At 73.3% G+C, this 24,111-nt stretch carries 20 protein-coding genes; 8 read left to right on the top strand and 12 right to left on the bottom strand.

The genetic code is table 11. The features are described 5' to 3' along the window. From JI751_RS12935 to JI751_RS12925, 3 genes are read right to left on the bottom strand one after another with little or no spacing between them, the layout of a single operon-like run. The gene (locus JI751_RS12935; RefSeq protein WP_307814171.1) at positions 1-1,230 is read right to left on the bottom strand and encodes a class I SAM-dependent methyltransferase; all 1,230 of its coding nucleotides are present in this window, start codon (positions 1,228-1,230) and stop codon (positions 1-3) included. Continuing rightward, positions 1,227-3,194, bottom strand: coding sequence for a thioesterase domain-containing protein (locus JI751_RS12930; protein ID WP_201936900.1), 1,968 nt, complete (start codon positions 3,192-3,194; stop codon positions 1,227-1,229). Before JI751_RS12930 ends, JI751_RS12935 begins: the two co-directional genes overlap by 4 nt. Beyond that, positions 3,191-4,399, bottom strand: a complete 1,209-nt coding sequence (locus JI751_RS12925) for an NAD(P)-binding domain-containing protein (RefSeq protein ID WP_201936898.1) — start codon at positions 4,397-4,399, stop codon at positions 3,191-3,193. Before JI751_RS12925 ends, JI751_RS12930 begins: the two co-directional genes overlap by 4 nt. A 205-nt stretch (positions 4,400-4,604) precedes the next feature. Between JI751_RS12925 and JI751_RS21890 the strand changes: the two genes are divergently transcribed. Continuing rightward, positions 4,605-5,804 (top strand): glycosyltransferase, encoded by a 1,200-nt coding sequence (locus tag JI751_RS21890; protein ID WP_201936882.1) that lies wholly within the window; start codon positions 4,605-4,607, stop codon positions 5,802-5,804. 16 nt (positions 5,805-5,820) lie between these two features. Here the strand turns inward: JI751_RS21890 and JI751_RS12915 are convergent, their stop codons facing one another. Both JI751_RS12915 and JI751_RS12910 read right to left on the bottom strand, forming a co-directional pair. After that, entirely contained in the window at positions 5,821-6,750 is a 930-nt protein-coding gene (locus tag JI751_RS12915; protein WP_201936880.1) for a DUF6492 family protein, read from the bottom strand. A 102-nt stretch (positions 6,751-6,852) separates the two neighbouring features. Beyond that, complete coding sequence (locus JI751_RS12910) at positions 6,853-7,638, bottom strand: SDR family NAD(P)-dependent oxidoreductase (protein ID WP_201936878.1); 786 nt, start codon at positions 7,636-7,638, stop codon at positions 6,853-6,855. A 128-nt stretch (positions 7,639-7,766) separates the two neighbouring features. On the opposite strand from JI751_RS12910, the gene JI751_RS12905 reads away from it, so the two are divergent. Further along, positions 7,767-8,804: an NAD-dependent epimerase/dehydratase family protein gene (locus JI751_RS12905; protein WP_201936876.1), complete on the top strand. Its 1,038-nt coding sequence runs from the start codon at positions 7,767-7,769 to the stop codon at positions 8,802-8,804. Further along, positions 8,801-9,778, top strand: coding sequence for a glycosyltransferase family 2 protein (locus tag JI751_RS21075; RefSeq protein WP_201936874.1), 978 nt, complete (start codon positions 8,801-8,803; stop codon positions 9,776-9,778). The genes JI751_RS12905 and JI751_RS21075 overlap by 4 nt, the downstream gene beginning before the upstream one ends. A 628-nt stretch (positions 9,779-10,406) precedes the next feature. Here JI751_RS21075 and JI751_RS12895 read toward each other — a convergent pair. From JI751_RS12895 to JI751_RS12885, 3 genes are read right to left on the bottom strand one after another with little or no spacing between them, the layout of a single operon-like run. Beyond that, positions 10,407-11,780 (bottom strand): O-antigen ligase family protein, encoded by a 1,374-nt coding sequence (locus JI751_RS12895; RefSeq protein ID WP_201936873.1) that lies wholly within the window; start codon positions 11,778-11,780, stop codon positions 10,407-10,409. After that, positions 11,777-12,487, bottom strand: coding sequence for a hypothetical protein (locus tag JI751_RS12890; protein ID WP_201936872.1), 711 nt, complete (start codon positions 12,485-12,487; stop codon positions 11,777-11,779). Before JI751_RS12890 ends, JI751_RS12895 begins: the two co-directional genes overlap by 4 nt. A 9-nt stretch (positions 12,488-12,496) precedes the next feature. Then, positions 12,497-13,372, bottom strand: coding sequence for a hypothetical protein (locus JI751_RS12885; RefSeq protein ID WP_201936871.1), 876 nt, complete (start codon positions 13,370-13,372; stop codon positions 12,497-12,499). 156 nt (positions 13,373-13,528) lie between these two features. On the opposite strand from JI751_RS12885, the gene JI751_RS12880 reads away from it, so the two are divergent. From JI751_RS12880 to JI751_RS12860, 5 genes are all read left to right on the top strand, one after another. Continuing rightward, positions 13,529-14,563, top strand: a complete 1,035-nt coding sequence (locus JI751_RS12880) for a hypothetical protein (protein ID WP_201936870.1) — start codon at positions 13,529-13,531, stop codon at positions 14,561-14,563. Continuing rightward, a complete protein-coding gene (locus JI751_RS21885) occupies positions 14,556-15,461 on the top strand; it encodes a glycosyltransferase family 2 protein (protein WP_201936868.1) in 906 nt (301 codons plus the stop codon). The genes JI751_RS12880 and JI751_RS21885 overlap by 8 nt, the downstream gene beginning before the upstream one ends. Then, positions 15,458-16,936 (top strand): oligosaccharide flippase family protein, encoded by a 1,479-nt coding sequence (locus tag JI751_RS12870; protein ID WP_201936866.1) that lies wholly within the window; start codon positions 15,458-15,460, stop codon positions 16,934-16,936. The genes JI751_RS21885 and JI751_RS12870 overlap by 4 nt, the downstream gene beginning before the upstream one ends. 3 nt (positions 16,937-16,939) lie before the next feature. Further along, positions 16,940-18,067, top strand: a complete 1,128-nt coding sequence (locus tag JI751_RS21880; RefSeq protein ID WP_201936864.1) for a glycosyltransferase — start codon at positions 16,940-16,942, stop codon at positions 18,065-18,067. Between the two features lie 73 nt (positions 18,068-18,140). Continuing rightward, complete coding sequence (locus JI751_RS12860) at positions 18,141-19,178, top strand: hypothetical protein (protein WP_201936863.1); 1,038 nt, start codon at positions 18,141-18,143, stop codon at positions 19,176-19,178. Here JI751_RS12860 and JI751_RS21875 read toward each other — a convergent pair. From JI751_RS21875 to JI751_RS12840, 4 genes are read right to left on the bottom strand one after another with little or no spacing between them, the layout of a single operon-like run. Continuing rightward, entirely contained in the window at positions 19,137-20,432 is a 1,296-nt protein-coding gene (locus JI751_RS21875; protein ID WP_201936861.1) for a glycosyltransferase family 4 protein, read from the bottom strand. The genes JI751_RS12860 and JI751_RS21875 overlap by 42 nt on opposite strands. Continuing rightward, the gene (locus tag JI751_RS12850; RefSeq protein WP_201936858.1) at positions 20,429-21,772 is read right to left on the bottom strand and encodes a nucleotide sugar dehydrogenase; all 1,344 of its coding nucleotides are present in this window, start codon (positions 21,770-21,772) and stop codon (positions 20,429-20,431) included. The genes JI751_RS21875 and JI751_RS12850 overlap by 4 nt, the downstream gene beginning before the upstream one ends. 54 nt (positions 21,773-21,826) lie before the next feature. Next, positions 21,827-22,402: a dTDP-4-dehydrorhamnose 3,5-epimerase family protein gene (locus JI751_RS12845; RefSeq protein WP_201936857.1), complete on the bottom strand. Its 576-nt coding sequence runs from the start codon at positions 22,400-22,402 to the stop codon at positions 21,827-21,829. A gap of 33 nt (positions 22,403-22,435) precedes the next feature. Beyond that, complete coding sequence (locus tag JI751_RS12840; RefSeq protein WP_201936855.1) at positions 22,436-23,914, bottom strand: exopolysaccharide biosynthesis polyprenyl glycosylphosphotransferase; 1,479 nt, start codon at positions 23,912-23,914, stop codon at positions 22,436-22,438. Positions 23,915-24,111 lie beyond the last annotated feature (197 nt).

The following is a 24,111-nucleotide window of genomic DNA, read 5'->3' as shown; positions in this document are numbered from 1 at the left end:
TCAGAAGACCTCGAGGTGGGGGAGGGCGACGACCAGCCTCGCCCCCCACTCGCGGGTGTACTCGAGCTGGTGGGTGATCTCCGTACGCAGGTTCCACGGCATCACCACGATCGTGTCCGGCCGCTCGTCGGCCAGCCGCTCCACGGGGCTGATCGGGATGTGCGTGCCGGGCAGGAAACGCCCGTGCTTGTGCGGGTTGCGGTCGACCGCGAAGGAGATCAGGTCGCCGCGGACGCCGCAGTGGTTGAGCAGGGTGTTGCCCTTGCCGGGTGCGCCGTAGGCGGCCACCCGACGACCGGCGCGGCGCTCGCCGACGAGGAACTCGACGAAGTCGTCGCGGGCCCGGCTCACGCGCTCGGCGAAGCCCGCGTGGCCGTCCACCGTGTCGAGCCCGGCGGCCGCCTCGTCCGCGAGCACCTTCGCCACCGCACCGGTGGGCGCGCCGGCGCGCTCGGTCGGGGCGGACCAGGTTCGCAGCGACCCGCCGTGGCTGCTCAGCTCCTGCACGTCGACGACCGTGAGACCGGCCTCGGCCAGGACCCTCTGCGTCGTCAGCAGGGAGAGGTAGGAGAAGTGCTCGTGGTAGATCGTGTCGTACTCGTTGCCCTCGATCAGCCGGAGCAGGTGCGGGATCTCGATGGTGACGTGCCCGTCCTCGGCCACCAGCGCGCGGAGCCCGCGGGCGAAGTCGACGATGTCCGGCACATGGGCGAACACGTTGTTGGCGACGACGAGGTCGGCACGGCCGTGGATCTCGGCGACCTTGCGGCCGGTCTCCTCGCCGAGGAACAGCACCTCGGTGGGCACGCCGCGGGCGACGGCCGCCTCGGCGACGTTGGCCGCGGGCTCGATCCCGAGCGACCGGATCCCCTTCGCCACGCTGTGCTGCAGCAGGTAGCCGTCGTTGCTGGCCACCTCCACGACGAACGAGTCCCGGTCCAGGCCGAGCCGGGCCTGGGCGAGGTCGACGAAGTCGCGGGCGTGACGCACCCACGAGTCGGAGTAGGAGGAGAAGTAGGCGTAGTCGCTGAAGATGTCCTCGGCCGACACGTGGACCGGGAGCTGGACGAGCAGGCACTGCTCGCACACCCGTACGTGGAGGGGGTAGAAGGTCTCGCCGGCATCGAGCTGGTCCGCGGCGAGGTAGCTCTCGCACGGCGGCGACATCCCCAGGTCGACGAAGGTCCGGCGCAGCTCCGCCGAGCAGAGGCGGCACAGCGGTGCGGTCACGAGCTCCCCCTGGTGGTCACGACGGTGGAGCCATCACCCTCGCCAATGGACGTTGCCACGCGCGGGAGTCGGGGGGAGGGTAGCCAGAAGTGGGTACGACGCCGGGCAGCCGGCGCGTCCGTCGGTGCGGGGCTCGTCAGGGAGACGACGAGGTCGCCCGGGCGGGGCGACTCCCGCTGCAAGGGGAGCTCGTGCCCGAGCGCGGCGCGCAGGGCGGACAGGGGATCCGCGCCGTCGGCACCGACCAGGTGCGCCGTCGGTGTCGCCCGTGGGTTGAGCTCCAGCAGGTGGGCCGTGCCGGCCCGGTCGACCACGAAGTCGAGGCCACACAGGCCGGACAGCCGCAGCGCCGCGACCACCGACTTCGCCGCGTAGGTCATGTCGGCGTGCTCGACGAGCCGCACCCGCGTGGCCGGCCCCGTCGGCCCGACGCTCTCCAGCACCTCCACGTGCACGGCTGCGAGGACCGTCCCCTCGTGGCACGCCACCGCCGAGTTGGCCGGCCGTCCCTCGACCATCGGCTGGATCGAGACGACGGGTCGGGCGCCGAGCAGCAGGGCCCGCAACGCCCACGGATCCCGCTCGGCGACGAGGCGCTTGAGTGCCCGGTGGAGCGGCGGTGGCCGGCTCATCGTCCGCCACGCCCGGCGTGCCTCCGACACACCGGGGGCCATCGTGACGCCACGCCCTCCCCAGCTCCCGTCGGTCTTGAGGACGCCCGGCCCCGGGTGGGTGGCGAACCAGTCCTCGACCTCGGACTCGGACCGCACCACGACCGTCTCCGGGCAGGGGATCCCGGCTGCGGCGGCGACCTCCATGAGCCGTGCGCGTGAGTACACAGATCCGACGTCACCCGGCGCCCCGAGCGAGCGGTCCAGCACCGCGCGCAGCCGCGATCCGGCGGCGGTGCCCGGATCCGCGGCCGTCCGCGCGCGCTCGAGGGCCTGCCGGGTCCGGTCGTCGAAGGGCACGACGAGGTCCGGACGCGAGGCCTCCACGGCGGCGGCCAGGCTCCGCAGCGGTGCCGTGAGCGACAGCCGGTGGACGCGCTCGAGCGACCCGAGGCCGTGGACGGGACTGGTGCGCGGGGCGACCGCCTGCACCGTGCAGCCGGTGGCGACCAGCTGCTCGGCCAGCCGGGCGGCGCCCGGCCATCCGAAGGTCGTCGCCACGAGCACCCGGAGCGGTCGGGGTGCGGTCCCGAGCGCCGCGTCGATCTCGTCGGCGAGCTGTGCGACGGAGGCCGGACTGCTGAGGAGGGTCCGGTGGTCCGCCGCCACCCGGCGGACCGCGAGGTCGGGGAGCCACGGCCGCCACAGCTCGTCGAGGTCGCAGCCGAAGTCGGCGTCCGAGGCGGTGAAGAGCGTGGTCGGTCCGGCGAAGGTGTGCGGCTCCCACTGGGCCATCACGGCGACGTTCGCGTCCTGCACCGACAGCTCACCTGCGTCCGCGGCACGCGCCGACGGCGTCGGGCGCACCCGGCGCACCACGCGCGCCCCGAGCCGTACGGCGCGGTCACCGACCTCGCGCGCCGCGACGCCCGGAGGGCCGGCGAGGGCGGAGCGCAGGTGCACGGACGTACGGCGTGCGGACGCTCGCACGAAGAGCGACGCGGGCCAGAAGCGCTGGTCGAAGAACGTGTCGACGAGACCCACCAGCTCGACCTCGTGGCGGTCCTCGCGCAGCAGCCGGCCGACCTCGAGGGCCACCAGGCCGCCGAAGGAGTACCCGATGAGCCGGTAGGGCCCGGTCGGCTGCGTCGCACGGACGTGCGCGGCGGCGGTGGTCGCCATGGCGCCGACCGACCCGACGGCCGCCGCCCCGCGGACCGGCACGTGGGCGACCACGGTCGGGTCGCCCGCGAGCGCGGCGACCAGCGCGGACAGCTCGTCGGCGTCGCCGCCCGCGCCGGCGAACAGGTGCAGCACCGGACCGCCGCCGCGGCGGACCCCGGTCACCTTCACCGTGCGGCCTCGCGCAGGGCGCGGACGAGTCGGCGCGACGCGAACGCGTCGCCGTACATGAACCGCATGAGCGGGCCGAAGGACACCGCTGCCGGGAGCCCCAGGAAGTAGAGGCCCGGCACCGAGCTCTCGAAGGACCGTGACAGGGACGGCGAGGCACCGACCGTGCGCAGGCCGGCGAGCACGCCCGGCGCGAGGAAGGGCAGCCGGTGCACGTCCGCGCGGTAGCCCGTGGCGCAGATGACGTGGTCGGCGTGCACGACGGTGCCGCACCCGGACGGGTCGTCCCGGTGCCGGCTGAGGGCCAGCCGTACGCCGGTGCCCACCTCGTCGGCGTCGAGCAGGACGCGTCCGGTCAGCACGTCGACGGTCGCCTCGAAGTCCTCCCGCAGGTGCCAGGCCGAGCTCGGGCCGAGATGGCGGCGCACGATCTCGGGTCGCCAGCGCGAGGGGATCACGCGGAACAGGTCCGGTGCGTCGCAGCTCACGCGTGACCGCCAGCCGGGACCGAGCCCGGAGCCGGGTTGGCGCAGGCGCGCCGCGACGGACCGCGGACCACCCGGTGCGCCGCTGAAGCGCACGACCGGTGACCGGGCGACGAGCGTGGGCCGGGCGCCGGCACGGGCGAGGTTCACCGCCACCACGACGGCGGACGCCCCGGCGCCGACCACGGTGACGCGCTGGCCGGCGAAGCGCGAGAGGTCGTGGTGCGCGCTGGCGTGCGTCACGAGATCGGTCGGCAGGTGGGCGAGCTGACGGGGCATCGAGGCGAAGTGGGTGATGCCGGTCGCGACGACGACCCGCCTGGCCACCAGCTCCTCGCCCGAGACCAGCGAGATCCGGAACCGCCGGTCGTCGTGCTCGACGGTGCGCACGTCGGTCTGCTCGAGGTCGGGGACGTGGCGGCGCTGGAAGTCCATGCCGTAGTCGACGAACCGCGCGAGCGGCACCGGCAGGTCGGTCGGGTGGTAGGGCAGGCCGCGGTCGGTGCAGTAGTCGGCCAGCGTCGACCCGGCTCCCGGTGCCGACAGGTTGGAGGCGAAGCCGTCCGACTTGAGGTGCATCCCCCGCGGCATCGCGGTGCGCCACGTGTCGAGCGGTCGACCGAAGATGCGGAAGTCCGCCCCTGTTGCCTGCAGATGCGCGCCGAGGGACAACCCGTAGGGTCCCGCCCCGATGACGGCGACGCTGCTCACGCTCGTCACGTCCTGCTCCTCCCATGGGACGCTGCCACCGCGTCCTACCCCTGAGGGTGGGGGTGCAGGCGGCGCGCGGGCCGCGTACGTCGTCCGGAACACCGACATTTCGGTACGCCGTCGCGGGACGTCCCGAGAACTGGGTACGCGCGGTCGCGCCGTGCGTGGGTGCCCGCCGCGCACCGGCACGATCGTCCGGAGCAGAGGAGGGCCAGTGATCGGACGTGCCAGGGACCGGCGGCGGCCCGGCCGGTCGGAGCGGCCGGGCTTCGTGTGGTTCGCCGCGCAGGACTGGTGGTACCACAACCAGGCCCACTCGGACTTCCAGCTGATGCGCGAGATGGCCCGGCACCGCCCGGTGCTGGTGGTCAACAGCCTCGGCCTGCGCCTGCCCACACCCGGCACGACCAGCCACGCCGGCCGCCGCATCGTCCGCAAGCTGCGCAGCATGGCCAAGCTCGTCCGGCGACCGGTGCCCGACCTTCCGGGCTTCCACGTGATGACGCCCGTCATGCTCCCGCTGTACGGCGACACGGCGGGGGCGCGGTTCAACGCCTGGCTGGTCCGTCAGCAGGTCCGCCTCGTCGCCCGGCTCGTCGGCGTCGGCCGGGCGCCGCACGTGGGCGTCACGATCCCCACGGGCTGGCCCGTCGCGCGGTCGATGCGACGCTCCTCGCTCATCTTCAACCGCTCGGACCTCCACTCGGCGTTCCCGGGTGCGGACGGCGCCTGGGTGTCGGGGCTGGAGGACGCCCTGCTCCGTCACAGCGACCGCGTGCTCTACGTGAGCCACGAGCTGATGAAGCTGGACGTCGACGTGGTCGGGGCTCGCGGGGCCTTCCTCGACCACGGCGTCGACCTAACGCACTTCTCGCCCGACGGGGGAGTGCACCCCGAGCTGGCGGACGTCCCCGCGCCGGTGCTGGGCTTCTTCGGCGGGCTCGACGACTACGTCGTGGACGTGGAGCTGCTGCGTCGTACGGCCGCGGAGAACCCGGACGTCAGCGTGGTGCTGGTGGGCGACGCGACGTGCGACATGGCGCCACTGACGGCCCTGCCCAACGTGCGCTGGCTCGGCTACCGGCCCTACGCGGAGATCCCGTCGCTCGGCCGGGGCTTCGACGTCGCCCTGATGCCGTGGCTCGACAACGAGTGGATCCGGTTCGCCAACCCGGTGAAGCTCAAGGAGTACCTCGCGCTCGGCCTGCACGTGGTGAGCACGTCCTACCCCGAGGTGGAGGCCTACCGCGACCGCATCACCGTCGCCGCCGACCGGGAGCGGTTCCCCGAGCTCGCCCGGCAGGCCCTCGAGGCGCGTCGCGACGGCGCGGCCCTGCGCGCCTCCGTGACCGACTGCTCGTGGTCGGAGCGGGCCGCGGACCTCGCGCGGCTCGCCGACGGCACCGCGGACTGAGCGCGTCCGGGGGGGATCAGGCGTCCGCGCGGGCGCGACGGTCCGCCGACTCCATCACCCAGGCGCGGACCTCGTCGGAGGTGTGCGAGGCCGACTGCACGTGCACCGCGAGGTCGCTCGGCCCGATGGAGTCGACGAAGTCGCGGGCGCGCTCCTCGTCGAGCGGCCAGGTCTCCCACCACGACCGGCAGCGGGAGTCGGACGAGGTGAAGGCCCGGTCGGTCTCCGGGCCGAGGTTCTCCACGAAGCAGCCGTAGAGCATGAACTCGGAGACGTGCAGCTCGCGGGCGACGGCGTCGATCCACGGCAACCCCGTCGCTGCCTCGATGCGACGCTGGAGGCCGCGGACGACGGCGGGGTCCCACGCGATGAAGGGCGCGATGTAGTCGCGGTGGTCCGGTGGCCCGGGAGGCAGCCCCAGCAGCCGTCGCGACACGCGCTGCCAGGCGAGGTGGCGCGCCATGTCGGTGGTGATCGCCTCCGCGCCGCAGTAGAAGCGGACGGAGCCGTCGCGCACGAAGTCGTCGGCCCGCGTCGGCCTGATCAGCCGGACGTCGGAGTCGACCACCAGCACCACGTCGACGTCGAGCCGGGAGACGAGCTCGAGCTTGAGCACCTGCTGCATCACCCAGCCCCGGACCGGCGGCCACGGATGACGGAGGTTGACCGCCTGCACACCGGGCAGCGCGCGGCCCAGACCGGGCAGGCGACGCACGGCGCGCACACCGGCGTACGTCGACACGAAGCGCCGCGGGAGCAGGGTGCGCGTGGTCACGACGCGCAGCCGCGGATCGTCGGGCGCCGCGAACAGGTCCGCGTCCCTGTGCGGCACGACGACGTGGTGCACGACGTCGTCCGGCGTGCACCGGAGCACCGAGGCGTGGAGCTCGCGGTAGAGGTCGACGTCGTCGCGGAACGACGGCGTCAGGACCGCCATGGTCGACATCGGGTGCACCCCCACTTCGGGTCGTCCCAGTGTCGGCACGCCCGCGACGGGCCGATCCGGGGAGGTCGCGCTTCACCCCAGAATTGGGGAGGCCGCCCGGCGTCAGGGGAAGACCGGCCTGTCGGTCGAGCGGTCCTGCGCGCGGTCGACGGGGACGTGGGCGCCGTTGATGCCCGAGGCGCGTGGGCTGAGCAGGAAGCAGGCGGCGTCGGCCACCTCGTCCAGGGTGACCATGCGGCCGCCAGGGAGGTTGTCGGCGACGAAGCGCTCGTGCGCCTCGGGATCGGCGTCCCGGGTCCGCTGCCAGCGGCCGCCCTCGACGAGGACGGCGCCCGGGCTCAGCGTGTTGACCCGGACGCGCTCCGCGGCGAGCTCCGCCGCGAGGGTCGGCGCGAGGTGGATCTCGGCCGCCTTGGCGACCGAGTACGACGACACGGACCGCGGCTTCCAGCCACTGACCGAGGCGATGACCAGTGCGGCACCCTCACCGGAGGCGGACAGCCACGGCAGCGCCGCGCGGATGGCGGTCGCGGCGTGGACGACGTTGAGACCGAGGGTGTGCACCCAGTCCTCCGGGGTCGACGTCTGCAGTCCGCCGCCGCGGGACCCGCCGGCGTTGGCGACGACCAGGTCGAGCCCGCCGCGGTCCTCGGCGCACCGGGCGACGACGTCCGCGAGCGCCGCCTGGTCCGTGACGTCGACCGGGTAGGCGTGGACCACGTGCCCCTCGCGCGCCATCCGGTCGGTGGCCTCGGCGAGGCCCTCCCGGGAGCGGGCGGCGAGGGAGACGACCGCGCCCTCGCGGGCCAGGGCCCGGGCGATGGCCAGCCCGATGCCTCGGCTGCCGCCGGTGACGAACGCGCGCCGGCCCGCGAGCTGGAGGTCCACCTCCCCACTATGGCCGCGCACCGCGTCCACCCGGCTCCCCAAAGTGGGGTAACGGACCCCGGCGGCGGGTGGGCAGACCGCTCGGTCGGGTGTGATCGGACCAACGATCGACGTCGAGGGGGACAGGCATGCGGATTCTGGTGGCAGGCGACCGGGGCTACGTCGGAGCCGTGCTGGTCCCCCTGCTGATCGAGGCGGGGCACGACGTCGTCGGCCTCGACGCCGGCTGGTACGACGGCTGCGACTTCGGGCCACCCGTCGACGGCTACCACTCGCGCACGGGGGACATCCGCGACCAGCGCCCCGAGGAGCTCGAGGGCCTCGACGCGGTCGTCAACCTCGCCGCCGTCTCCAACGACCCGGTCGGGTACCTCAACGCCGACGCCACGTTCTCGGTCAACGCCCGTGGGGCCGCGCACCTCGCCCGCGTCGCCCGCGAGGCCGGTGTGGGTCGCTACGTCTTCTCGTCCTCGTGCAGCCTCTACGGCGCGGCCGGGGACGAGGCGGTGACCGAGGAGAGCTCGTTCAACCCGGTCACGCCCTACGGCGAGAGCAAGGTGCTCGCCGAGGAGCTCATCCGCCCGCTCGCCGACGACAGCTTCAGCCCGACCTACCTGCGCAACGCCACGGCGTACGGGTCCAGCCCGCGCCTGCGGGCCGACATCGTGGTCAACAACCTGACCGGTGCGGCCCACACCACCGGCGAGGTCCGGCTCCAGAGCGACGGCACGGCGTGGCGACCGCTCGTGCACGTCGAGGACATCGCGCGCGCCTTCCTGGCCGTCCTCGAGGCCGACCGCGAGACCGTGCACGACCAGGCGTTCAACGTCGGTCGCGACGAGGACGTCGTGCAGGTGCGGACGATCGCCGAGGCGGTCGCCGAGCACACCGGGGCTCCGGTGACCTTCGCCGCCGGCTCGTCCGCGGACACCCGCGACTACCGGGTCGACTTCGCCAAGATCGGCAGGCTGCTCCCGCAGTTCGCCCCGTCGTGGACGGTCACGACCGGGATCCGGCAGCTGGCCGACGACATGGAGCGCCACGCGCTGACCCGCGAGCAGTTCGAGCGGACCTTCGTCCGGCTGGTGCAGATCCAGCGGCAGCTGGGCGACGGGACCCTCGACGACCTGCTGCGTGTCCGCGACCTGGTGCCTCGATCGGCGTGAGCGAGGTGTCGGTTCCCGGGACCGGCGTACGACCGCGGGTGGCGGTCGTGGTCGTGACCTACAACAGCGCCGACGTGCTGGAGTCCTGCCTGGCCTCGGTCCGTCACGCGGGTGCCGCCGAGGTCGTCCTGACCGAGGTGGTGGTCGTCGACAACGACTCGCGGGACGAGACCCTCGCGCTCGCGGACGGCATCGCGGACCTCCCGGTGCGGGTCGTCCGCCTCGGCGCCAACCTGGGCTACGCGGCGGGCATCAACGCGGGAGTGGCCGCCCTGTCCGCACCCCACCCGGACGCCGTGCTGGTGCTCAACCCCGACTGCCGCCTGCTGCCGGGAGCCCTCGAGACGCTGGCCCGCGGGCTCGTACGTCCCGGCGTCGGGGTCGTGGCCCCCCGGCTGGTCAACCTCGACGGCTCGCTCCAGCCGACGCTGCGGCGCCGCCCCAGCCTCACCGGCGCCGTCGTGGAGTCGCTGCTCGGTGGCCACCTCGCCGACCGCCTCGGCGTGGGCGAGATGGTGTTCCGCGAGGCGCCGCACCGACGCGCGGCCCGCGCCAGCTGGGTCACCGGTGCGGCCCTGCTCGTGTCGTGGCGACTGGTCGAGGCAGCCGGCCCGTGGGACGAGGCGTTCCTCCTCTACAGCGAGGAGACCGAGTACCTGCTGCGCGCCGCCGACCTGGGATGGACCACGTGGTACGAACCGCACGCGGTGATCGAGCACCGGGGCGGTGACTACGACGTCCGCCCGGACATGGCCGCCCTGCTGTCGGTCAACAAGGTCACCCTGTTCCAGCGTCGGCACGGCGTGGTCCGAGGTCTCGCCTACCGGCTCGCGCTCGTGGCCGGCCTCTCGATCCGCTCCCTCGCCGGTGTCGCCACGGCCCGGCCCGCCTGCGCCGCACTGCTCCTGCCGTCGCGGCGGGTCACCTCGCTGCCCCAGGCGCCGCGGCTCAGCGCGAAGCTCTCGAAGCCGTAGGCGGCGGCGAGGCTGGCCAGCACCGCGAGCGCGCCGCCGAGGGCTGCGGCGCGGAGCGGCCCGTCGGACAGCGCTTCCGCGCGCGTCGGGGCCAGGACGAGGTGCACCTCGATCTGCGTGCGCAACGGCGCCTGGAGCTCGGTCTGCCGGTCGGCGAGCACGGTCCGGGCAGCCTCCGAGACCCGCCGGGCGATGTCCTCGGCGTCCCCGGGCGTCGCCCCCAGGCCGCGGACGAAGATGAACGGTCCGTTGCCGAACGCCTGCGGCGTGGCACTGCCGTTGCCCACCTCGTAGGTCGTCGGGCCGCCAGCGGTGACCCCCAGTCGCTCGGCCGTCGAGGCCGTGTTGATCTCGCGGATGACGATGCCGGCAGTGAGGTTGAGGGTGCGGTCGAAGTTGGCCAGCGGGTTGGACACCCACCCCTTGTGCAGGAGCGCCGTCTGGGTCCCGCCGTCGCGCGGGGTCGTGAGGGCGAGCACCGCGCGGGACTCGTACTGCACGGGGACGGTCGCCCAGGCGACGCCGGCCAGTCCCAGGCCGAGGACGAGCACCGGCACCGCGACGTACCAGCGCCTGACGAGCACGGCGACGGCGTTCCAGACGTCCATCGGTCTCCTCCCTCCCGGCCTCAGCCGACCGCGTGCTCGTCGACGGGGTCGCCCGCGACCTCGGTCGCGACCACCCTCAGCAGCGCCCCCGACACGCCCACCACGAGGTACATCAGCGAGTTGACGGTCGAGAAGGCCGCGAAGTCGAAGGTGGCGTAGGTCGGGAGGATGGCGGCCAGGGAGGCACCGAGGGACAGCGCGAGGTCGCGGTCGCGGCTCGTGGTGCCCACCGGTGCGGGCGACACCCGGCTCAGCACGACGACCCGCCGGACGCAGTACATCGCGGCGAACACCATGCCGAGCACGGCCGCCAGCCCGATGATGCCGCTGTCGACGAGGGTGAGCAGGTACTGGTTGTCGAAGACGACCCGCTTGGGGGAGTACCAGGTCCCGATGCCGCGACCCAGCAGCGGATTGGCGGAGATCGCCTCGCGCGCCGTGTCGTAGTCGTGGGTGCGGTAGCGCACGCTGTCGTCGTTGCCCGCGTTGCGGAACAGGCTGACGAGCGCGCCGAGCAGGCCGGGGGAGATCAGCTTGATGAAGACGAGGAACACCAGCCCTGCCGCGACCGTCCACAGACGTCGACGTGCCGTCCACCCGAAGGACAGCACGATGCCGGTGCAGGCGAGCGCCAGGATCGCCGAGCGGGAGGCGGAGAACATCAGGCCGGTCGCGATCAGGGCGACGCAGCCCCACCAGGCGCCGCGCCACCGGCGCCCGCGCGTCTCGGTGAACGCGACGTGCAGCGCGAGCGGCAGCATCATCGCGCTGAAGACCCCGAACTCGATGGGGTGCTGGGTCGTGCCCGACACCCGCGGCAGGCCCTCGCGCACCAGCACGAGGTCGTAGCGCTCACCGAACTGCATGCCGGGGAGCTGGAGGTAGCCGGTGATGTCGAAGAGGAACAGGTACTGCACGATCCCGACGAACGAGACCCAGCAGGCTCCGACGACCATCACGCGCAGCAGGAAGCCGATCCGCTCCCGGCTGCGGACGCCGTCGCAGATCGCCAGGGCCAGGCAGATCATCGACAGCACGATGACCATCGCGTGGTCGCCGCTCGCCCGTTCGTCCCCGTCGAGGTAGGTGAAGCTCGACTTGCCGTAGACGGCCAGCACCACGCAGGCGTAGACGAAGACGGCGGTCCGGACGGGGTTGCTGCCCTTCGCCGCGCCGAGCGTGGTGGTCATCTGCGTGCAGAACCACAGCACGCCGAGGCCGAGCGCCACGATGGTCGAGGCCCGCAACGCCATCGGCAGGTGGTCGAGCACCAGCGTCGCGGGCAGGCCGAACTGGAGGACGACGAAGAGGGCGATGAGGGTGGTGGCGTCGGCCGTGCGGGGCGCACGCGGCCGGACGTGCTCGTCGGTGGACGGCTCGCGGAGCGTCGTCATCGCGCCCCCTCGGGAAGCGGCGTGGCCAGGACCGGGGCGCTGACCGTCCTCGTCGTCGCGCTGCGACGACGTGCCGCTGCCAGGCGGTCGAAGCCGAGGGCTGCCGCCAGCCCGGCCGCGGCCGCCAGGGCACCGGTCGCCACGACGGCCCGGCTCGGGCTCCGGGTCAGCCGGAGGCCCGCGGTGGGGGGCACGATCTCGCTCGTGCGGAGGTAGGTCGACGGTGGGGCCTCGAGGTCGCGCTGTCGTCGTTCGAGCAGGAGCGCCGCCATCGCGTCGACCCGCTCGGTGATGCTCCGCGCGGCCTCGGGCGTCGGGCCGTTGCCCTGCACGAACAGGAGCGGACCCGACTGGAGGAGCTCGGCGTTGGTGTTGCCGTCACTCACGACGTACGTCGTCGTCGAGCCGGCGGGTGCCCCGAGCGCCTCGGCCACCCCCGGGCTGTTGAGCTGCTCGATGAGGATCGCCGTCGAGAGGTTGACGTCGTTCTCGAAGTTGAGCAGCGGGTTGGTGAGGTCGGGCTCCTGGCTCGGCGGCTCCTCGCTGCGCCCGGTGAGCGACGTGGTCACCACCATCACGCTGCCCGTCTGGTACTGCGCGGGGAGCGAGGCGTAGACGAGCGCGGACACCCCGATCGTGGCCAGGAACGCCCCCAGCGTGACGTACCAGCGGCGCACCAGGAGCACCGCGACCTGCCAGGACCCCATCGCGCGTCGTCACCTGCCCCCGCGGGTGCGCCTGGCCGTGCCCTTCTTCTTCCAGGGGGAGGGACTGAGCGCGGGCGTCCCGGTCGGGTCGTCCTCCGCGCGGGGGACGTCCGGCACCAGCACCCGGTCGCGGCCGCGACGGGGCTCGGGCTCGGGATCGGGCTCGGGATCGGGCTCCGGGTCGACGTCGGGCTCCCACGTGGCGAGGCTCTCGAGGGTGAGCTCCTCGTCGCCCTCCTCGGCCCGCCGGCGGGACCGGAGCTGGTGGGCGAAGTAGGCGATGACGATGCTCGACGCGCCACCGAGCACGGTGGCGAGGGCGGCCGTCTTGACCTGCCCGCCGCGGTCGATCTCGGGCGCACCGGGGGGCACCACGTCCACGAGCCGGATGTAGGTGGACTGCGGTGCGTCGAGCTCGACCTGCCAGTCCTCGAGCTTCTCGCGCATGAGCGCCTGCGCCTCCTGCGCCACGCGGGCGGCCGTCGAGCGCGACTCGCTGTCGACCCGGATGTGCAGGAACGGCCCGTTGAGGCCGAGCAGGTCGGGGTTCGAGCGACCGTCGTCGACGACGAGGTGGGTGGAACCCGTCGCGTCGAGCTGCTCGGCGACGTCCTCGATGTTCATCGCGTTGATGAGGATGGCCGACGTCGTGGTGAGGCTGTCGTTGAAGTTGAGCATCGGGTTGGTGAGGTCGGTCGGCACCTTGGGGTCGCGTGACTCCGAGCCACCGAACGGCGTCAGGGTCAGCACCATCGTGGTGCGGGCGACGTACGTCGGCGGGGTGAGCGCGTAGGCGAGCGCGCCGAGCGTGATCGCGACGGCCAGGGCGCGGATGACCACCCGCTTGCGGCGCACGATGCCGGCGAGCGTGACCCAGAACTCCATACGACCTACCTGCCCCCGTCTGCCTTCCTGCGCTCCTCCCGTGAAGTCTCGGTTCGGAGGTCGGGCGGGCAGGGGGTGCGGCCGACTGATCCCCCATTTAGGGGAGGCCCGTCCGGGCGCGTGAGGGGGCGCCGGGAGCCGATCTAGCGTCGCGGCATGCAGACCGTGGACACACTGCGGAGGAACCGGACGAGCCTGCGGGTGGGCGACGTCGTGGAGGTGCTCAGCGCCGAGGAGATCCTCGCCACGCTGGACGAGGCGGGCGAGCTCGACGGCCTCCCGTTCATGCCCGAGATGACGGCCTGGTGCGGCCGGCGGATGACGGTCCACAAGGTGGCCCTCAAGGCGTGCGACTACATCGGCCACTCGGGGATGCGCCGGATGTCCCGCGCGGTGCACCTGACGGCGTGCCGGTGCGACGGGTCCGCCCACGGCGGCTGCCAGACCCGGTGCCAGCTGTACTGGAAGGACGCCTGGGTCAGGCGGGTCGACCCGGCGGACGCCGCCGCCGAGCCGGACCCGGAGCCGGAGCCGGACGGTCCCGGTCATCGCAGGCTCCTGCCGCTGCTGGAGGCCAACACGACGCGGGAGCCGTTCGAGGACGGCGCGACCCGCTGGTCCTGCCAGGGCACCGAGATGCTGCGCGCCACCCCCGAGGCGCTCCCGCTCAAGCGCCTCGGCCAGTACGCCGACGACGTCGCCTCCGGCAACGCGAGCGCACCGGAGGTCACCAAGGCGTTCGCGGTGGCCGTGTTCAACCGCTACCAGGGGGTCAGCACCCGGGTGCTGCCGCCCTACCTGCGCATCCGGAAGGGGCTCCAGTGGCGGTTCCTGGAGGGCGGGGTCACCCACGGCCGCACCCCGACCGAGGAGCTCGGCCTGCGGCCCGGTGAGCTCGTGCGCATCAAGTCGCGCGAGGAGATCATGGCGACGCTCGACGGGGACCTGCTCAACCGCGGGATGGGCTTCGAGGCCGAGATGTCGCGGTTCTGCGGACGGACGGCGCGGGTGAAGGCGCGGGCGACGCAGTGCATCGACGAGCGCTCCGGGCGGATGCTGGTCATGAAGTCGCCGTGCATCATCCTCGAGGACATCGTCTGCGAGGGTGCCTTCACCGCGAACTGCCCCCGGGAGTACGTCTGCTGGTGGCGCGAGATCTGGCTCGAGCGGGTCGAGGAACCCGGTGCGTGACGACCGCCCCCTCGTCACCATCGCCTGTCCCGTCCGCAACGGTGCCGGGACCCTCGGCCCGGTGCTGGAGTCGGCGCTCGCCCAGGACTACCCGCACCTCGAGGTGGTGATCGGCGACAACGCCTCGACGGACGGCACCGAGGAGCTGTGCCGCGGCCTCGCCCGCCGGGACCCGCGTGTGTCCTACCTCAGGCATCCCGCCAACGTCGGGCTGCTCAACAACTTCCGGGGTGTCGCCGAGGCGTCGAACGGCGCCTTCGTGCGGTGGCTGGGCGACGCGGACGCGCTGGAGCCGGACTACGTGTCGCGGACCCTCGCCGCCTTCGCCGAGGACCGGCGCCGGGTGCTCGTCACGACCCAGATGACGTACGTCGACGAGGCCGGCGTCGTCACCACCTCGACGGCTTACGACCCGACGCCCCTGGACTCGCCGGACCCGGTCACCCGGTTCGCCGAGATGCTGCGACTGCTGACCAGCGGCTTCGCCCTCCTCGACCCGCTCTACGCGATGATGCGACGGGAGGTCGCGGTGCTGCCGCGGCGCAACATCCTGCGCGAGGACGAGGTGTTCGCTGCGCGCCTCGCGCTGGCCGGACCGTGGGGCCACGTCGCTGCACCCCTCGCGCGACGCGAGCGGACGGAGGTGGACCCGGCCGGGTTGACCAGGCTGCTGGGTGTCCCGGCGTGGCACCAGCACGCCGCTGACCTGATCCAGGCACGCGAGCTCCTCGACTGGGTCGGTCGCTCCACCCTCGACCCCGGCCAGCGCCGCAGGGCGCGGCAGGAGGTCCTGCGCCTCTACGCCCGACGCAAGAGGAACAAGATCCGGCGCGGCACGGCGAAGCTCCAGCGGACGGTCGGTGGACCGGTCGGCCTGCGGACCTCCGGGGCACAGTGACGCCGTCGACCGGTGTCCGCACCGGGAGCAACAGCCTCGGCGGGCGCGTGGTGCGCGGCGCGATGTGGAGCTCCGCCGGGGTCGTCGTCCTGCGGGCAGGCGGACTCGTCTCGGGCATCGTGGCCGCGCGGTTGCTCGTGCCCGAGCACTTCGGCGTCTACGCCGTGGCCATCGTCGTGCTCACCCTGATCGGGCAGGTCGCCGAGCTCGGGATCCACTCCGCGTTGCTGCGGGCGTCGAAGCAGGACTTCGACTGCGTGGCCCCGACGGCGCTCACGCTGGCGCTCACCAGCTACTCGATCCTCGCGCTCGCGCTCTTCCTCCTCGCGGCGCCGATCGCCTCCGCGTTCGGCACCCCGCAGGCCGATGGCGCGATGCGCGTCCTGGCACTGTGCGTGCTGCTCGGCGCCCCGGCCTGCATCCCCACCGCCCAGCTGCGGCGGGACTTCCGGATGGCCGTGCAGTCGGCGATCGAGCTCGTCGCCTTCGCCGTGTCGACGGGGGTGATGGTCTGGCTGGCGCTGGAGGGACACGGCGCGATGGCACTCGTCTGGTCGCGGGTGGTCGGCCAGGTCGTGGTGGTGGTCGGGCTGCAGCTCGTGGTGACCCGGCGCTACCTGCCGGGGTTCCGGGCCGACGTCGCGAGGGACATCGTGCGCCTGGGCCTTCCGCTGGTGGGCGCGACGCTCGTCGGCACCGTGGTCGCGGGCGTCAACGTCTTCTTCATCGGTCGGTCGGTCGGCGCGAGCGGGGTGGGCCTGTTCACGTTGGGTGAGAACGTCGCGGCCTGGCCGGTGGGGCTGTTCCTGCCCGTCCTGCTCAACGTCGGGCTGCCGCTCTTCGCGCAGATCAGGGACGACCCGCCGTTGGTGCGGCAGGTCTTCGCCCGGTGCGTCGAGCTCATGATGTGGGCGTTCCTGCCGGTCTGCGTGCTGCTCGCCGTCCTCGCGCCGTCGCTCGTGGAGACGCTCTACGGCAGCCGGTGGGCGGGCGCGGTGGTCGTCCTCCAGGTCCTCACCTTCTGCAAGCTGGGGGAGATCCTCTGCAAGCTCTGCGTCGACGTGGCGGTCGCGGGTGGCCTGACCCGGCGCTACCTGCTCGTGCAGGTGGCCTGGCTCGCGGTGCAGGTGCCGGCCGTGTGGTGGGCCTCGGGGCAGGACGTGCGCGCCGTCGTGGTCGCCAACCTCGCGGTCATGCTCGTCGTCGTGGTGCCGGCGCACCTCGCGCTCGTACGTCCGCTGGTGGGGGAGCGCGCCGGTCGTGTGTTCCTGACGTCGGCACTCCCCGCGGCCGCGGCCGTGGCCGCCGGGCTGGTGGCGGTGGCCGCCGGAGGAATGGGCACCCGGCCGTGGACCACCCTGGTGGCGGGCGGGCTGGCCGGCGGTGTCGCCTACCTCCTGCTGACCGCGCGCTGGGTCCGGTCCGCGCTCGTCCGGGCCCGGAGCCTGCGCGACATGCAGGGCTCCTGGGGGTAGGCCGTGGGCGACAGCGTGGTGGCCGTGCTGACGTACCGGACGTGGGCCGACGGGCACGCCGACGGGCACTTCAGGTCCGGGCAGGCGATCGTCAAACGACTCGTCGACGACGTCGAGGTCGAGTCGGTGACCGTCGTCGACCCGTTCCGCAACTGGCTCCGGACGCTGGCGCCTCACCCCGACCTCGACGGGTGCTTCCCTCCGGGAGTCGCGCGCCGGCTGACCCGGCCGGGCCGATGGTCGCGGGGCGACCCGGTCGGTCCGGACATGCTGCCCGCCTACCGGCGCCTCGAGCGACGGATCCGCCGCACCGCACCGCCGGGCTCGGTGCTGGTCGCGTGCCATCCCGTGCTCGCGGCGGTCGCTGATCCGGCGGCCTGGCGCGACGTCGTCTACTTCGGCTGGGACGACTGGGCCACCGAGGACGACGGGCTCTTCGCCGCGGCCGGCGGAGCGATCCGGTGGAGCTACGACGAGATGGCCCGGCGCGACGTGAACGTCATCACCGTCTCGCGCACGATCGCCGACCGCATCGGCGCCGGACGGTCGACCGTGGTGCCCAACGGGGTGGACGTCTCGCAGCTCGACGACGACACCCCCGCCCCCGACTGGTTCCGCGCCCTGGAAGGTCCGGTCGCGCTGTGGGTCGGCTCGCTCGAGCGTCGCGTCGACACCGCCGCCCTCGCGGCCTGTGCACGCGAGCTCGGGCGGGAGTGGACGATCGTCCTGGTGGGTCCGGTCGCCGATCCCGGCGTCGTCGACGAGCTCGCCCCGCTGGACAACGTGGTGGTGCGCGGATGGCACCCGCGGGGCGAGGTGCTGGCGATGATCCGTGCGTCGCGCGTGTGCCTGCTCCCGCACGTCAGGTCGCCGCTGACCGAGGCGATGAGCCCGCTGAAGCTCTACGAGTACCTCGCCGCCGGCAGGCCGACCGTGTCCACCGACCTCCCGCCGGTGCGTGGCGTCTCCGACCGGGTCCTGCTCGTGCCGCCCGGCGGTCCCTACGCCCCGGCGGTGCGCGCCGCGTCCGAGATGCCGGAGCCGAGCGCCGAGGAGCTCGACGCGTTCCGCGCCGAGCACGACTGGAGCGCTCGCTACGAGCGGTTCAAGACCGCCGTGCTGAGCGGGTGAGCGGGTGTTTTTACCTCATTTGGGGGCGCCCGCCCGGGTTGTCGACCACGTCCGGGGCGACCACGATGGACGGATGGCACTTCTGGTGAAGGCTGCCCTGTCCGTCGTCCTCCTGCTCGGTCTGTCGCCGTCGGTGGGCCTGCCGGGCGACGGTCCGCAGCCGGGCGCGCAGGCGTCCGCCGCGGTCGGGGCAGGCTCAGCGGGCCAGTCCCGCTCGGCCGCCCGGGCCTGCACGGGCCCTCGGGGGGAGCCGGGAGGCCCTGATGCATGGGGCGGCTGCTGGCCGGGACCGGCCTCGACCGGCGTACCGTCCGGCACGGCGCTGACCAGCTACTCCGGCGACCGGACGGTGTCCACCCGCGGTGCCGTGGTCGACGGCTGGGACGTCAGCGGCTGCATCGTCGTCACCGCCCTCGACGTCACCATCCAGAACTCGCGTGCGGGCTGCGTGCACATCGAGGGCCAGGCCCGCTACTGCCGCACGAGCGAGTCCTCGACCGAGCGGTCGTTGACCGGCTGCACGGCGGTGCCGAGCCTCGGCAGGAGCCGGGCGGGCCGCTGGCCGCGCACCCTCGTCAAGGACAGCGAGATCCGGTGCCCCAACGGCCCCGGCGAGTCCGGGTTCGGCGACCGCAACCTGCGCATCCTGCGCGTCGAGGTCACCCACTGCGAGAACGGCTTCAGCCTGGACAGCTTCGTCACCGTGAAGGACAGCTACGTCCACGACCTCTACAACGCGATCGAGGGTGACCCGCACACCGACGGCACCCAGGTGCTCGTGGGGCGCAGCGTGCGGCTGAAGCACAACGTCTTCCACGCCTTCTCGCCGGGCTGCTCCTACCCGAGCGACGCGAACTGCAACGGCAGCTCCGCGGTGACCTTCGGCGGCCAGCCCGACTACACGTCGGTCATCCACAGCTCGGTCCAGCGCAACCTGCTCGCCGGCGGGTCCTACACGCTCTACTGCCCGATCGCCCGGCCGCGGAACTTCTCGGTCGTGGACAACCGGTTCAGCGAGGTCTACGGGCCCAAGGTCGGGGAGTACGGACCCTCCGACGGCTGCCACCGCTCAGGCGTCACCTGGCGAGGCAACAAGCGCATCGACTACTGAGGCGTCGGCCGCCGCCCGCGGCGCCGGGATCACCACCGGGGTGCGCTCGATCCCGACGAGCCGGTCGAACACGCCGACGTACGGCGCCTCCTGGTGCTTCCACGCGAGCTCGTCCAGCACGCGCCGACGACCTGCCCGGCCCATCCGGGACCGCGCCTCCGGGTCGTCGAGCAGGGCCACGAGCGCGTGCGCGTAGGACACCACGTCGTCGCCGTCGGCGTAGACCGCGGACTCCCCGGCCGAGACCCGGGTCTCCACGAGGTCGAAGGCCACCACGGGCAGCTCGAAGGCCATGTACTCCATGGTCTTGTTCATCGTCGACACCTCGTTGAGCGGGTTGCGCGGGTCCGGGCTCAGCCCCACGTCGGCCGACGACAGCACCGACAGGACCGTCTCGTCGGGGACGCGACCGGTCATCACGACGTGGTCGCGCAGCCCCAGCCGGTCCCGTCGCTGCACGAGCTCCTCGAAGCAGTCGCCGCCCCCCATGAGGACGAAGGTGACGTCGTCGCGACCCATCTCGTGCACGACGTGCGCCGCGGCGTCGATCGCCAGGTCGACCCCGTCCTGCGGTCCCATCACCCCGAGGTAGGCCACCAGGTGCGTGCGCCCGCCGCGCCACGCGGGGTCCTCCGGACCTCGGCGCAGCCGCTCCGGGTCGGGGCCCGTACGGACGACGGTCACGGCCTCCGACGGCTTCCCACCACGCTCAGTGGCGACGCGGGCGTAGGACGCATTGGTCGAGGTGACCGCGTCGGCGGTCCGGAACGTCGCCCGCTCGAGCGCCATCAGGCCGCGCAGGGCCGGGCCGTCGGTCCCGTTGAAGCGCGAGCGGAACAGCTCGGGGCACAGGTCGTGGTGGTCGAAGACGAAGCGGGTCCCGTCGCGCATCCGCAGCCACCGGGCTATCGGCCAGAAGATGTCCGGCGGGTTGCAGGCCTGCAGCACGTCGATGCGGCCGCGGCGCCGGGCCTTCGCCACCAGGCGGGCGGTGGCCAGGAACGAGTGGGCGTACTCCACGACGTAGCCCCGCGCGCCCCCGGACGACGGCCGTGATCGGTAGGTGTGGACCTCGACCCCGTCGATGACCTCGAACGGGCGCGAGTCAGGCCCCGCCGGGCAGACCACGGTGACGTCGTAGCCGGCCCGCCGCAGCGACTGGCACTCGAGCCACACGCGCCGGTCGAAGGGCACGTGCAGGTTCTGGATGATGATGAGCACACGGGGTGCCCGGTCGGCCGGGGCGGCCGTCACCACGCGATCCCCTCGTAGCCCGGGAGGGCCTCGACCTCCGCGCCGAGCCGGCCGTTGAGGTCGAGCACGGCCCGTGGCGCGGCCGCGACCAGCGCGCTCGCGAGCTCCGGGTCCGAGTGCGCGACCAGCACGACCTCCGCGCCGTCGAGCGCGGCCTCGGGGGTGCAGGCGAGCAGCCGGTCGAGGTGGGGGAGCCGGGCCTGCACGTGCCGGCGGTTGGCGCCGACCAGCCGGTCGGGGTTGATGATCGGGTCGTAGACGGTCAGGTCGAAGCCCTTGCCGATCAGCCGCTCGGCGAGCTCGACGTTGGGGCTCTCCCGCAGGTCGTCGGTGTCGCTCTTGAAGCTGAGGCCCAGCAGGGCCACGCGCCGGCAGTCCTGCGCGATCACCCAGTCGACGACCTGCCGGATGACCAGCTCGTTGGTCTGCTCGGTGCCGAGGAGCAGCGGGACGTCCCGGCCCTCGAAGCGGGCCAGGTGCTGCAGCGAGCGCAGGTCCTTGGGCAGGCACGAGCCGCCGTACGCGAAACCGGGACGCAGGTAGGCGGGCGAGAGGTTGAGCTTGCGGTCCTCACAGAACACGGCCATCACCTCGCGCACGTCGACGCCGTGGGGCGAGAGCACGCGGCCCATCTCGTTGGCGAACGAGATCTTCGCGGCGTGGAAGGCGTTGCACGCGTACTTCAGGCCCTCGGCCGTCCCGACGGCGACCGGCCGGGTCCGGACGTCGAGGAAGGCGAAGAGGTCGGCCATGGCGGCCAGGGTGGGTGCGCTGTCGGTGCCCACCACGACGAACGGGGGGTCGTAGAAGTCGTCGACGCCGGTGCCCTCACGCAGGAACTCCGGCACCATCGCGGTGCCGACCGACCAGCCCCGCGGGAGCGGGCCCGAGAAGTGGGGCGCGACCACCTCGCTGACCGTGCCGGGCGGCACGGTGCTGCGGACCACGACCGAGTGGTGGCCCGAGGCCGGGGGCGTCGCGACGTCCATCGCAGCGCGTACGTCGTCCACGGCACGTCGGACGTAGGTGAGGTCGGTCTCGCCGTGGGCACCCGACGGCGTACCGACGCACAGGAGCGAGACGTCGGCGCGCTCCATCGCCTCGACCGGGTAGGTGGTCGCGGTCAGCAGCCCGCGCGCGACGGCGTCGGTGAGCAGCTCCTCCACCCCTCGCTCGACGACGGGACTGCGACCGGCGCGGACCTGCTCCACCTTGTGTGGATCGACGTCGACGCCGACGACGCGGTGGCCGCTCGCGGCGAGTCCAGCGGCGGTCACCGTCCCGACGTAGCCGAGACCGAAGACCGCGACGGTCAGGGAGGTCGCGTCCTGCGAAGTCATGGGTCCATCACACGTGCTGTGCCGTGCGGACGGGACGGCACGGACGGCACCTACTCAATGTTGGTGACCGGTCCAGGGACGGATCTCGCCGAGGCGATCGCGCACGTCCGCGAGCCGGGGGGCGTCGCGGTCTGCGTCGGACTGGAGCGTGACCGGCAGCCGCCAGGGGATCGCCAGCCCGGGGTCGTCGTGGGCGATCGTGAGGTCGTCCGCCGGGTCGTGCGGGCGGTCGATCCGGTAGCTGGTGTCGGCAGGCTCGCTGAGCGCCTGGAAGCCGTGGGCGCACCCCGCGGGCACGTAGACGGACACCTGGTTGTCGCCGGTGAGGTCGAAGGTCTCCCAGCGCAGGTAGGACGGCGAGCCCGGTCGCAGGTCCACCACCACGTCGAGGACGGCGCCGGACGAGCACCGCACCAGCTTGTTCTCGCCGTCACCGACCCGGACGTGCAGACCTCGGACGACGCCCCGGTGGGAGCGCGAGAGGCTGTCCTGCACGAACGCGTGCGGGTCGATGCCGGCACCCGACGCCACCTCGGCGTCGAAGGTCCGCGAGAACATCCCGCGGGGGTCCGGGTGCGGGCTGGGCGTGAACACGAGGAGGCCGGGGATCCCGGTGCGGGTCACCTCCATTGCTTGACCTCGACCTCGACGTCGACCTCGATGTCAGTAGGCACCGCGGTGCCCCAGGACTGCCCGGACCGTGCGCAGGAGGATCTGCGCGTCGAGTCGCAACGACCAGTTGTCGACGTACCTGACGTCGAGCCGGACCGCCTGGGCCCACGACAGGTCCGAGCGCCCGGAGACCTGCCACAGCCCCGTGAGACCCGGCTTGACCACCAGGCGGCGCGTCGGGTCGACGTCGTAGCGCGCCACCTCCTCGGGCAGCGCCGGCCGCGGTCCGACGAGCGACATGTCACCTCGCACGACGTTCCAGAGCTGGGGGAGCTCGTCGATGCTCCACCGTCGCAGCCATCGGCCGAGCGAGGTCACGCGCGGGTCCTCGTACATCTTGAAGAGCACGCCGTCGACGTCGTTGGCGCACGCGAGCGAGGTGCGCTCGTGCTCCGCCGAGACCGTCATGGACCGGAACTTGTACATCGTGAAGACCTGGCCGTCGCGTCCGACGCGCACCTGCCGGTAGAGCGCGGGCCCCGGCGACTGGAGGCGTACCGCCGCCCCGACCGCCAGCAGCGCGGGCAGGGCCAGGGCGAGGCCCACGGTGGCGGCGCACCGCTCGACCACCTCCTTCACCCAGCGCCGTGGCCCGCGGAGCGCGGCCGGAGCCACGTGCACGAGGTGGAGCCCGCCCGTGGTCAGGAAACGGGTCCGGTCGGGGGTCACGTCGAGGAGCCCGGTGCTGACGCAGAGCTCGGTGCCGACCGCTGCGAGGGCCCAGTGCATGCGACGGACCTGCGCCGGTGCCAGCCTCGAGCCCGGGAGCACCACGAACGCATCGGCCGCGTGCTCCTCGGCGATGCTCGCCGCGTCGCGGAGACCGACGTAGGTCGGGACCTCCCCGAGGTCCACCTTCGACGGGCGCGTGAGGCAGGCGGCGACGACCCGGTGGTTGTCGGCCGCCTCCAGCTCTCGCAGCGCCTCGGCGACGTCGCGCGGGTGCCCGGCGAGGACGAGTCGAGGTCGACCGGGCCCGACCAGGTCGTGCAGCGCACTGGCCGCACTCAGGACGGCGACCAGCCCGACGAGCGGAACCACGTCGAGCGACGGGACGAGCGGGGCGGCCGCGAGCACGACCACCGAGAGCCGTACGCCCGTGCCGACCACGCGGCGTACCTGCCACGCGCGGCCCTCGCCGAGCCCCTGGCGCCGGTAGAGCCCGGACGCGAGCAGGACGAGGGGCCAGGCGAGGGCACCTGCTGCCGCCGCCGGAGGGACGACGCCGGACGCTGCGCCCGCGGTCCCGAGGACGAGAGCGATGGTCCAGTCGACGGCCATCGCCCGCCGGCCGACGCGGACGGCGCGCGAGCGGGCAGACCGTCCGGAGGACGGGGGCGGACCAGTGGGTGACGGTGCACCCTCCTCGAGGCGGGGGCCGCGTGGCCGGGGGAGCCTGGGCGTCGGGACCACGACGTCCGGCACTGCGGTGCGGGGCGTGACGTCGCCCACCGACACCTGTGCCGTCATCGCTCCGCTTCCTCCCCACACCGCCCGGTGGATGCCGCGGACACCCCGCTGCCGCGCCTGCAGCGAGCCTAGGTACGAGCCGGTGCCCGGGCATGCCGCATATGGACGAAAGCCGTGCGCGGCCGCTGGACAGATACCCAGTCGGCGGGATGGGCACAGCCGCGTGCGCCACCTACTCTCGAAGGTGGTGCTCGTCA

Source organism: Nocardioides baculatus (assembly GCF_016735675.1).
Taxonomy (GTDB): Bacteria; Actinomycetota; Actinomycetes; order Propionibacteriales; family Nocardioidaceae; genus Nocardioides; species Nocardioides baculatus.
This window is presented reverse-complemented; position numbering and strand designations above follow the sequence as displayed.